12 protein-coding genes and 1 pseudogene are annotated in these 10,281 nt (G+C 68.7%); 7 read left to right on the forward strand and 6 right to left on the reverse strand.

Annotated elements, in window-relative coordinates:
- Window positions 1-407 precede the first annotated feature (407 nt).
- The 4 genes from HMPREF3086_RS17850 to HMPREF3086_RS03830 all read left to right on the forward strand — a co-directional run bounded on the left by HMPREF3086_RS17850 (window position 408) and on the right by HMPREF3086_RS03830 (window position 4,361).
- Window positions 408-893: an HNH endonuclease signature motif containing protein gene (locus tag HMPREF3086_RS17850; RefSeq protein WP_256386770.1), complete on the forward strand. Its 486-nt coding sequence runs from the start codon at window positions 408-410 to the stop codon at window positions 891-893.
- Between the two features lie 139 nt (window positions 894-1,032).
- Window positions 1,033-1,557 (forward strand): hypothetical protein, encoded by a 525-nt coding sequence (locus tag HMPREF3086_RS18345; RefSeq protein ID WP_141763976.1) that lies wholly within the window; start codon window positions 1,033-1,035, stop codon window positions 1,555-1,557.
- Window positions 1,558-1,962: 405 nt separating this feature from the next.
- Window positions 1,963-3,084 (forward strand): non-homologous end joining protein Ku, encoded by a 1,122-nt coding sequence (locus HMPREF3086_RS03825; protein WP_070720236.1) that lies wholly within the window; start codon window positions 1,963-1,965, stop codon window positions 3,082-3,084.
- A complete protein-coding gene (locus HMPREF3086_RS03830; protein WP_061229182.1) occupies window positions 3,084-4,361 on the forward strand; it encodes an amidohydrolase in 1,278 nt (425 codons plus the stop codon). Before HMPREF3086_RS03825 ends, HMPREF3086_RS03830 begins: the two co-directional genes overlap by 1 nt.
- Window positions 4,362-4,656: 295 nt before the next feature.
- Here the strand turns inward: HMPREF3086_RS03830 and HMPREF3086_RS03835 are convergent, their stop codons facing one another.
- The 3 genes from HMPREF3086_RS03835 to HMPREF3086_RS03845 form a co-directional block, all read right to left on the reverse strand.
- A complete protein-coding gene (locus HMPREF3086_RS03835) occupies window positions 4,657-5,109 on the reverse strand; it encodes a hypothetical protein (RefSeq protein WP_246830893.1) in 453 nt (150 codons plus the stop codon).
- A gap of 241 nt (window positions 5,110-5,350) precedes the next feature.
- A complete protein-coding gene (locus HMPREF3086_RS03840) occupies window positions 5,351-5,686 on the reverse strand; it encodes a hypothetical protein (RefSeq protein WP_061229180.1) in 336 nt (111 codons plus the stop codon).
- Window positions 5,687-5,760: 74 nt separating this feature from the next.
- Window positions 5,761-6,270, reverse strand: coding sequence for a GNAT family N-acetyltransferase (locus HMPREF3086_RS03845; RefSeq protein ID WP_061229179.1), 510 nt, complete (start codon window positions 6,268-6,270; stop codon window positions 5,761-5,763).
- Between the two features lie 871 nt (window positions 6,271-7,141).
- Between HMPREF3086_RS03845 and HMPREF3086_RS03850 the strand changes: the two genes are divergently transcribed.
- Window positions 7,142-7,849, forward strand: coding sequence for an alpha/beta fold hydrolase (locus HMPREF3086_RS03850; RefSeq protein WP_061229178.1), 708 nt, complete (start codon window positions 7,142-7,144; stop codon window positions 7,847-7,849).
- 151 nt (window positions 7,850-8,000) lie between these two features.
- On the opposite strand, the gene HMPREF3086_RS03855 is transcribed toward HMPREF3086_RS03850, so the two are convergent.
- Window positions 8,001-8,405: a hypothetical protein gene (locus HMPREF3086_RS03855; protein ID WP_141763977.1), complete on the reverse strand. Its 405-nt coding sequence runs from the start codon at window positions 8,403-8,405 to the stop codon at window positions 8,001-8,003.
- 35 nt (window positions 8,406-8,440) lie between these two features.
- Complete coding sequence (locus tag HMPREF3086_RS03860; protein WP_246830894.1) at window positions 8,441-8,722, reverse strand: hypothetical protein; 282 nt, start codon at window positions 8,720-8,722, stop codon at window positions 8,441-8,443.
- Window positions 8,723-8,872: 150 nt separating this feature from the next.
- Here HMPREF3086_RS03860 and HMPREF3086_RS18355 point away from each other — a divergent pair, with 150 nt between their 5' ends.
- Entirely contained in the window at window positions 8,873-9,124 is a 252-nt protein-coding gene (locus HMPREF3086_RS18355) for a hypothetical protein (protein ID WP_141763978.1), read from the forward strand.
- A gap of 22 nt (window positions 9,125-9,146) precedes the next feature.
- Here the strand turns inward: HMPREF3086_RS18355 and HMPREF3086_RS19245 are convergent, their stop codons facing one another.
- Entirely contained in the window at window positions 9,147-9,884 is a 738-nt protein-coding gene (locus HMPREF3086_RS19245) for a DUF4236 domain-containing protein (RefSeq protein WP_210401833.1), read from the reverse strand.
- A 151-nt stretch (window positions 9,885-10,035) separates the two neighbouring features.
- Between HMPREF3086_RS19245 and HMPREF3086_RS18865 the strand changes: the two are divergent.
- Window positions 10,036-10,281: pseudogene (locus HMPREF3086_RS18865) on the forward strand (hypothetical protein); the annotation flags it as partial.

Consider the following 10,281-nt stretch of genomic DNA (forward strand, 5'->3'; position numbering starts at 1 on the left):
CAGTTACACCGGCCCGTGAATCAGCGGGGCGAGCTAACGGATCGGAAAGCACCGACGTCCACCTATTTGCACTACCGCTTTGGGCACCGCAACGAACAGCCGCATCTGGATCAATTGACTTTGGCGGCTCTTCAGTGCGGCGACGCCTAGGTACTTCATCCGCGTGACCTAAGAGGGTAGGTCACCGGCGAGGCCGCCGGCCAAAGCGGCCATCCCTCGAGTTCGGTGCGCACACGTCAGGGTGGCTAGGGCCCGGTGGAGTCGAAGCGCCAAGACCTCTAACCAGGGCCGAAACTGAACCCTGTCACGCGGCGAAAGTCGAAGCACCGCCTCTTCACTTCACTTGGCACTACTTTGTAGATATGGGAGATAGGCAGGCAATACCTGCGGAACTTGAACGCGCGGTGATGCTTGAAGCTGGGTACCGGTGCGCGGTCCCTACCTGTCGGACAGTGTCACCGCTGCACATCGAACATATCGAGGACTATGCCCGAGTGCAGAAGCACGAGTTTCACAACATGATCGTGCTCTGCGCCAACTGTCACGGCATGAAGGGGGTCGGGCCTCGAAGGCTCGATCGGAAAGCGCTGCGCCAGTTGAAAGTCAACTTGGGCCGCGTCAATCAGCGTTATAACGACACCGAGCGTCGAATACTCGAGCACTTCGTGGAAAATGGCCCCGAAAGCCTCGTGGTATTGCCCGGCTCTGAAGTTCTCTATTCATACCTGATCAAAGACGGGGTGCTAGTCGAGGATCCAGAGCAGGAAGGGATGCTTGTGGCGCCTGTTGGGTGCGACGGGGAGATCATTTCCGTGACGACGGGATATAGGTTGACTCCACTCGGTAGGGATCTTGTGAAGAAGTACGCAGAAAACGAAGCTCTTGAAGACTGATATTGCTACGGCATTGGCTGTTTTTGAGTCGGTTGTGCCTGCATTGTCCGCCCTTTTGGGCGTAGCGCTCGGAGTCTGCGGGTCGCTAGCTACAGAATGGTGGCGAGGCCGGTCCGAGCGGAAGCGTCAGCACGCGGAGTTGGCGCACGAGCTGCGGCAGTCGCTGCGCAGCGACCTGTTGAGGGAAATAATCGACCTTGTGGAGAACGAGTTCTCGACTGCAAGGAAGCTCGCATCGGAGATGCAAGCTTCGAGCCTACGGGTTTCAAACGTCTATAAGCAGCTTGAGACCGCTGAGGACCGCCTTCGGAAACTGCTCGCAGCCCCTACTTCTCATGACGGGGAAGTCAAGAAGGCGTCGCTCAAAGTGGGAGGGCTCGAAGATGAGGCGAACACTATAGAAGCGGAACTGGCAATGCAGCACAAGCTTCTAGCTGATGCGCACAGTGCTTTTAAATCGAAATCATTGCGAGCGAAATTCGCAGCCCCGAAAGCAATAGCGAGCAAGTTGGACGAAATATCGACTCAACTGTCGACCATCATCTCAGAAGCCGACGGGGATGCCGGGGTGCAATATGTAAAGCAAAACCAAGATAGAATTTCTTCTCTTGACAAAATGCGCGACGAGTTGGCGTCCATCGTAAGTGGCTGGGTTCACCAGTGACTAAGGCGGGCTCAGTCGCACCGGAAAGTAACCCGCTTAGGCACTTCGTCAAACTAGCGCTCTCGGAAATCCGGCGGCCTCGACTGTCACTTTCGCATTCGGACAGACGCAGTGAGCTAAGGCGAGCTGGTTTGGCGCAACGCAGTTAGACTACGCCACTGCGGGCGCGAGCGGGGCTCTGCCTGGTGCGGGCGTGACTCTTTGCCGGAGCAGGGTGGGGGTCGAGCGAGCTCATCAGATAGGTAGGGCGGAAGCCAGTGCGGTGGGAGTGTGCGTCTCCAGCACCGCCTTTTGGTCTGCTTTGCCCGAGGGGCCTCTGTGCCAAACTGCTTCTGACACGCACCAACCACGCCCCACCCCCCTCGTCCGGCTGCCGCCGCCCCACATCTGTCGCATACTCCCTATATGCGATCCATCTGGAAGGGCGAGGTCTCGTTCGGTCTGGTCAACGTGCCGGTCAAGGTGTACGCGGCGACGGAGGACCACGATCTGCACGCGCGGCAGGTGGACAAGAAGGACGGCGTCCGGATCCGCTACAAGAAGGTGCGGGATGACAACGGCGAGGAGGTGGAGTTCTCCGACATCGCCAAGGCGTATGAGTCCGAAGAGGGCGAGATGGTCATCCTCACCAAGGAGGACCTCGCCAGCCTGCCGGTGGAACAGAACCACGAGATCGAGGTGACGGAGTTCGTCCCGGCCGATCAGGTGGATCCGGTGGCGTTCGACAACGCGTACTTCCTCGAGCCGGCGTCGCGCTCGAACCGGGCGTACGTGTTGATGCGCGAGGCGCTGCAGCAGACGGACCGCCTCGCCATCTGCACGTTCACGCTGCGCAACCGCACCCGCCTCTGTGCCCTCAGGGTGTACAAGGACGTGCTCATGCTGCAGACGCTGCTGTGGCCTGACGAGATCCGCCCGGCGATCCTCGAGGGGTTGGACAAGGAGGCGAAGGTCCGCCCGCAGGAGGTCAAGATGGCGGCGTCACTCATCGAGACCATGGCGGCGGATTTCGAGCCGGAGAAGTACGAGGACGACTACCAGAATCAGCTCAAGGAGTTGATCGAGGCCAAGGCGGCCGGCGGTGAGGCGTTCACGGTGGAGGAGAAGGACACCTCGGGCGACGAGGACGGCGACGACGAGGTGGCCGACCTGCTCGCGGCGCTGCGGGCGAGTGTGAAGGACCGGGGCGGCAAGGCGGACGACGCCGACGACCAGGACGACGACCAGGACGACGACGAGGACGACGACGACGAGGACTCCGGCTCCGCCAAGAAGACCACCAGCAGGAAGAGCGGGAGTAGCTCGGCAAGGAAGGCCCCGGCCAAGAAGACTGCGGCGAAGAAGGCGCCCGCCAAGAAGGCCGCGGCAAAGAAGTCGACGGCCAAGAAGTCGACGTCCTCCAAGTCGGACTCCGGCAGCTCCGGCTCGGGCACCGCCAAGAAGTCGACAGCCTCCAAGTCCACGGCCAAGAAGGCCCCGGCGAAGAAGTCGACGGCCCGCAAGACGCCGGCCAAGAAATCTGCCTGATGGCAGGCCCGCAGTTTGCGGCCGAGGTCGCCGAGTACGTCGAGGGCCATCTCGACTGGCTCCGCGACCTCTATCGCCACTTCCACAGCCACCCGGAGCTGAGCATGGCCGAGCACGCGACGGCGGACCGGATCGAGCAGGAGCTCACCGCGCTGGGCCTGGAGCCAAAGCGGATCGGCGGGACCGGCGTCGTGGCGGTCATCAGCAACCCGGCCCACGCCGGGGCCGGGACCAGCGGCGAAGTCCCCACCGTCCTGGCCCGCGCCGACATCGACGCGCTTCCGCTCCAGGAGGACACCGACCTGGAGTACGCCTCCGAGACGCCGGGCGTTATGCACGCGTGTGGCCACGACGCACACGCGGCCGCGCTACTTGGCGCCACCCGCATCCTGGCCGAGAACCGAGACGCCTGGTCCGGCACCTACATCGCGGTGTTCCAGCCGGGGGAGGAGACGGCCGCCGGTGCCCGCGCGATGGTCGACGACGGCCTGCTCGAGCGGGTCCCGCAGCCGGACCTCGCGCTGAGCCAGCACGTCATGCCCACGGCGGCGGGCACGATCGGCACGGTGGCGGGCCCGGTGCTCTCGGCCGGCGACTCGCTCAAGATCACGATCCACGGCCGCGGCGCGCACGGGTCGATGCCGCATACGGCGGTGGACCCGGTGGTGTTGGCGTCGTCGATCGTCTTGCGCCTGCAGACGGTCGTCTCGCGCGAGGTGGAGCCGGGGGAGTTCGCGGTGCTGACGGTCGGCTCGCTCGCAGCGGGAGCCAAGGCCAACATCATCCCGGACTCGGCGGAGCTGCTGCTCAACATCCGCACCTACGATCCGGCGGTGCGCGAGCAGCTGATCTCCGCGATCGAGCGCATCGTCCGCGGAGAGTGCGCGGCCGCGGGCGCCCCGGCCGACCCGGAGTTCGACTACTACGACCAGTATCCGCTCACCCGTAACGATCCGGGCGTCACGAACACGGTCACCGCGGCGTTCGTCGAGCACTTTGGCCCGCGCGCGGTGTACGAGGCGAGCCGGGTCACGGCGTCGGAGGACTTCTCGCTCGTCCCGGACGCGTTCGGGGTGCCGTACACGTACTGGACCGTTGGCTCGGTCGATCCGGCCCGCTACCGGGACGCGGTCTCGCGCGGCGCGGTGAGTCAGGAGATCCCGGCGAACCACTCGCCGCACTTCGCGCCGGAGGAGGAGTCGACGCTGCTCACCGCTACGCGCGCCCAGGTGGTGGCGGCGCTGGCCTACCTGGGCGCCGAGCGCGGGTCCGTGTAGGAAACGACGACAACGACGACGACGAGAACTCCGGCTCCGCCAGTTAGGCCGCCAGCACGATGAGCGCGAGCAGCTCGGCAAGGAAGACACCGGCCGGAAGTGCCGCAGCGACAAAGGCGCCCGCCAAAATGGCCGTGGCAAGGGAGGGCGAAGAAGTTGGACTTGTGGGGACCACCGAGTGGTCACACCCGCTCAGGTTCTCGCAGGACGAGCGGTCCGAAAAGCTGCCTTCGCGACCACTCGGTGAGCTGCGCGGGTCCCGCGGCACCGGGAACGGGCCGCTCGCGCCCGCCGCTCAGGCGTGCGCGGCGACGACCTCGTCCATCGAGTCCCCGGTGTGTGCGGCCCACCGGCTGAAGACCGCCGCTGTCATGGCCGCGGCGGCGTAGAGCGCGGCTGCCGGCCCGTGTTCGCGGACCACGGTGCGGATGCCGGTGGCGGCGTCGCAGTCGAGCAGCACCGCCTCGCACAGATCGGCCATGCCCTCGGGAGCGTCAGCCACACGTGCCCGGTCCTTCACCGCGCCGATGACGTCCGCCGGTAGTTGCGGCGCCAGCGTCTGGGCGAGCTGGGCGAAGCGCGTCGCCACGGTCAGTGCGTCGGGGATCGGCGGGGGAGTGGTCTCGGCGGTCAGCTCCAGCTCCTCGAGGAGCGCGCCGGCGGCGGAGATGTCGTCGCGGGCGTGGGCATCCAGGACAGCGCGGACGCGGGCGACCGCGGCGGCGTGGCGCTGCTTGGCGCGCTCCATCCCGGCGTCGAGGTCGGCGACGGTCGCGGTCTACACATCGACGCCCTCGCGGGCCAGGAGAGGGGCGAGGAGCTCGAACTGGGCGCGCTGATCCGGGGATGCCATGCCCCCATTGTCTCCGGTCGCTCTGCCGAGGCGTGGCCGGCCGCCCCCGCCTGCCCGCTCGGCCGCCGGTGCATGCGACCGACCTCCGGCAGCCCCCGCATGCGTGCCCGCAGCCCGCGCCCGCCGGACCACCCGGCTAACCCTCCTCGCGCCGCCTCACATTGGCGAGAACCCGGGACACGCCGGCCAGGAAGTCCCGGCTGCGCCGCGCGGCCTGCTGCTCAAGGAGCAGCAGATCAAGCGCCCGGATCACCGCGGACAGATCGGCGCCGGCGCCCAACCGATCCAGAGCCACTGCCGCCGCGACCGCCTGCCCCTCATGGAACGCCAGATCCGGCAGCACCGCCTCGACGGCCCGGGACAGCTCGCCCGCGGGCCGATCGTCGAACGCCGCGCTCACGGAGACGCGGTACTGCTCGAACCGGTCCCGGGCGGCGTCGAGCTCCTGGCGTAGGTTCGCGGTCGCAGACATGGTCGTCAAGCCTACGACGACGACGAGGTCACCCCGCCTTCACGGTCCCGCGGTCACCGCGACTGCGCGAGCGGTCACGCCCCGAAAGCCGCGGGATAGCGGATGACGCCCTCCGGGACGGCAGGGGAGTCGTCGAGGGGCAGGGCCATCAACGCCTCGTCGGGGACGTCGAACGACGCGCGGATACCGAAGCCGGAGGCGCGGCGGAAGCCGAATCGCGGGTAGTAGCCGGCATGGCCCAGCACCACGACGAGCGACTCGCCGATCGCTCGTGCCGCGGTCAGGGCCGCGCGGATGGCGGCCGAGCCCGCGCCGGTGCGCTGGAACTCGGGCAGCACTGAGCACGGCGCCAGCGCGAGGGCGGGCTCGTTCCCGACGTGGCAGCGGGTGAGCAGCGCGTGGCCCACCGGATGCCCGCCGGCGGTCGCGGCGATCATCGACAGCCCGTCGATCCACGCGGCCGGGTCAGCACGGAGGGCGTCGACGAGGTCGGCCTCGGCGGCGGTGGGAAAGGCCCGCAGGATGATGTCGCGGATCGCGGGGATGTCCGCGTCGGTCTCTGCGCGGGTGGTCCAGGTGTTCATGCGGTTCCTATCCGGGACGTTCCCGGCGAGAAGAATTGGGCGAGGTCGCGAACGTTCCGCCCGGGCGATACCGCTGGTCGCTGTCCGCGTCTCGGATCGTCGGAACAGCGGACAATGAAACACTTAGCTGTGCTCCGTATAACTGACGCTTGTGAACTGGCGCGGCCGTTCCTATAGTGGGCCTCGTTGGCGAAACATGATCCCCCCTCATGTCGCCGACCCCGCCGCGTCGCGCGGCACACGCGGACCGTCCCCGGTCGCGAGCCGCGCCAGCTGCTGCTGGCCAGCGGGGCGATCGCGCCGAACGAGGCCACCCTGCCGGTCCCCTCACGCCGGGCCTGCCAGAAGTCGTACGAGAGCTGGCGCCTCCTCGTCCATTACGACCATCGCGCCGTCTGACTCGGTGTGCGGTCGCGCGCCGCCCGGGATGGGACCGTCCACGCCGTCGAACGGACAGTGGCGCCACGTGGTCGGCAGGCACGACACCAGGTGCCGCGGGGTGCCGGCGTCGGCCCAATCGCGCCGCCTCCGCCCGGTCCCGTCGAGGTCCGCGTGCCCGCGGGCTCCCAGTCGATTTGCGGGCCCCGGCAGAGCGGGATCGTCCACCTGGCCTTCAGTCACGCGCGCCCAATAGTGAGCACGGAGTGGGCGACCAAGCCGAGGGTGTGCGCCAAGGCGAGTCGGGGCTTTTGGTGTCCCCGGGTGACGTGGCGGCGCTAACCCGGGCGCTGGAGCGTCTGCTAGCGGATCCGGCGGAGGTACGGGGCCAGCACCGCCAGCGCGACGCGGACAAGCCCGGGCACCTCGCTGAGCGCGTGGCGAGTTCGCCGGTCCAGGTTTGGCCGCCTTTGGCGCGCGTACGGTCGAGTTCATGACGACCTTAGTGTTTCTCCCCGGCCTGCACGGCGATGCGCAGACGTGGTCCCCGGTCATTGACGCCCTGCCTGACGGGTCAAGTGCCACGGCGCTCGACTTGCCGGCCGTGGCAGACCTCGACGCGCTCGTCGACCAGGTGGCGGAGCAGGTCGCGGCCGGCAGCGTGGTGGTCGGGCATTCGCTCGGTGGGGTGGTGGCCATGCACCTGGCGGAGCGTTATCCGGCGCTGCTGGCCGGGCTCGTGCTGGTCACCGCGCCGGTGGGGGCCGAGGACCCGGAGTCCGCGACAGCGCGGGCCGAGCGGGCGGCGGGCCTGAGCCAGGCGGAGTACGAGGAGATCGCCCTCGACGGCATGGAAGCCGTCTACTACGGCGACCGCGGCCACGACCCTCAGGTCCGCGCCGAACGGCTGCGGGCCGCGCGGGTGTACGGGCCCGAGCGATTCGCCGCCCACTCGGTGGCGATCGGGTCGCGGCCCGACCGCTGGGACTTCCCCGCCAAGGCGTCGTGCCCGGTGCTGATCGTCGGCGCCTCGGACGACCAGGTGGTGCCCACCGACGAGCAGCGGGAATGGGCCGAGGCGAATTCGGCGCCGCATGTGACGTACGTCGAGATCCCTGAGACCGGACACATGCTGCCCGTGGAGGCGCCGGGCGAGCTGGCCAGCGCGCTCAGCGACTGGCTCAGCTCCCTCGAGGGCTGACCCCGCCAGACCCGCGGCCGTGTGGGGTTGCAGGTCGGCCGGGGGAGGTGGAGCTCGTCGTCGTCGCCCCTTCCCGATGCTCACCCATCAGACCGCCGCCGCTCGGATACCCCGGCGAGAAGCGATGTAATGAACGGGACGCGCGTAGGGCTCAGCGGTACAGGGGCGGGAGGTGCGGCAGGAGCTCCGGACACAGAGAGCGCACCGCCTCGGCATAGAGGCGCCTGTGGTGCTCCACCTGCTCCTCACTCGACAGGCCGTGCGCGTCCAGGCGCATCGCGACCCACGTCTTGCGGACCCCCATGTAGAAGCCGCCGAAGCCGTCATAGTGCGGGTCCCGGATGTCCGCACATGCCCGCTCGCCGTACGCATACGCCTCGTCGATCGTGAAAGTCCACGGCGTCAGGTCCGCTGCCGCCTTCATCGCCACGGCCTGACCCGCCGGGGGAGAGGGGGACGGGGACGCCTGCGCGCCCTCGCCGCCCATCCGGGCCATAACGGCAACGGCGAGCAGGAGGATGAGGACAGCGCACAGAGCGCCGACTTCGAGGCGCACGATTCTCTTCCGCGACGACGTGGACACCCGGGGGGTCACTCCCGTCCGGACGGGCGTCGCGCTTCGCGGGGCCCGGGCTCGGCGTCATCCGGGTGGATACTGCGGGTCTCCGACCGGACGTAGTGGCGGGGCAGCAGATCGCGGACGTGGACCTTCGGCAGCGTCTTGGTCACCGCCAGCGTCACGTACATGACCGTGTTGATCGCGACGAACGCCGCGAGGACGGCGAACCAGTCCGAGGACAGCACCGACTCGGGCAGGAGGAGCCCCGCGAGGATCATCTCGTGCGGCGGCCCACCGCAGACGGGCGCGCTCACGCCTCGGCCATCCGGGTCGCGCAGTCCGCGTCCCGCACCACGTGGCCCCAATTGGCCTGGCGGGCGAGGTGGATGTCGGTAAGGACAAGACCCGGCCGCGACGCCGGGGTGTGGGGCGCCGGGTCCAGCGATCGGGCTTCCCGGTCGCAAGTGGCCCGATCGTCTCGACGTCCAGCCAGCGCTGGAGCAGGTAAAGGCCAGCACGTCGTTTTCACCCCGTCGCAGGACGCGGCCGAGCAGGGCGGCGAGCAGGGGCAGGGTCAGAAGGGGAGCGGCGGGCAGGCGAAGGCCCGCCACCTCAAGTACCTCAACCCCGAGGGTGACGTGGTGACCTTCTCCGCCAACCCCAAGGGCACCGGCATCGGCGCCGAATCGAGCTGCTTTACCGCGCCGGCGGAGTGAATCTCGGCGGGGCGGGCACCGGCTACTCGCAGGCGACCCCGTCGCCGTCGCGATCGAGCTTGGAGCTGTAACCCGGCTGGCCCGCGTACAGCGGCGCCGCGCCGGCCGCCCTCGCCTCCGCGCAGGACCCGAACGTCGCCGAGTACTGCGGGACGGCCGGCTGTGGGGCAGGTGCCGGCGGCGGGACATAGGCCGAGGTCTGGGGGAGCGGAGCGACGAGCGGCGCCGGACGGCCGCCCCCGTTCCCGGGATCGCCGAGCTCGTCGTCGGTCAGTGCCAGCCCTTCCGATGTCGGTGACGCGAACGCTCCGGTGGTCGGCGAGGGCGTCTGCGAGGGGATCGGTGAGTAGCGGCTGCTCGGCGTGGTGGACGACGTCGATGTGGCCGGCGGCGAGACCGCCGGGTCGTCGTCGCCACCGCACTGGGCCAGCAGGAAACCCAGGAGAATGACGAGGCCGACCATCATCGCGCAACCGGAGCCCGCACCCGAGGTCGACGTCGCCGACCCGGCCGGCGTCGACCCGGGCCGTGGCCCGGCACCTGAAGTGGCCGCCGGGCCACGCTGCGCACGCGATGGGCCGGAGCCGATCCGTCTGGTGTCGTAGATGCCCGTTCCGGGCACGCGCAGGGTGCGCGAGTAGCGGCCCTTCGGGCTCCTCGACACCCGGACCGGACCCGCGCCCGCGCTGATGCCCAGGCCGGACTTGGAGGCGGTGATCCGGAACGGGCCGACCTTCTTGGAACGTCTGAAGCTGACCATGCCGCCTCCCCGGGCGCTCGCGACCGCGGGTGTCCGGGCCGTGGAACGGCACGGTACCCGAATCGGTTTTGCTACGTAAGCATTGTGGACATAGTCTGAGAGAACCCTGATCGCAATCGCGATCTGCCCCACTCGATCAAGGTCACCCGCCATGAGCCGACGTCCACTTTTCGCCACCATGATCGCCGTCGCCGCGCTGCTGACGGCGGCCCCCGCGGCCTCGGCCGCGGAGATCCAGGTGGGGCCCTGGGCCGTGCCGGTTCCGGAGATCGCGCCGATCGTCGTCCCCGTCCCCATGGGCTCCGAGGCGCAGCCGCTGCCGCCGCTGCCGTTCCCGTTCGTCTGGGCGCAGCAGTTCGCCCCGGCGCCTGCTCCCGCGCCTGCCGCCCCGGCCCCG

The organism is Dietzia sp. HMSC21D01 (assembly GCF_001815995.1).
Taxonomy (GTDB): domain Bacteria; phylum Actinomycetota; class Actinomycetes; order Mycobacteriales; family Mycobacteriaceae; genus Dietzia; species Dietzia cinnamea.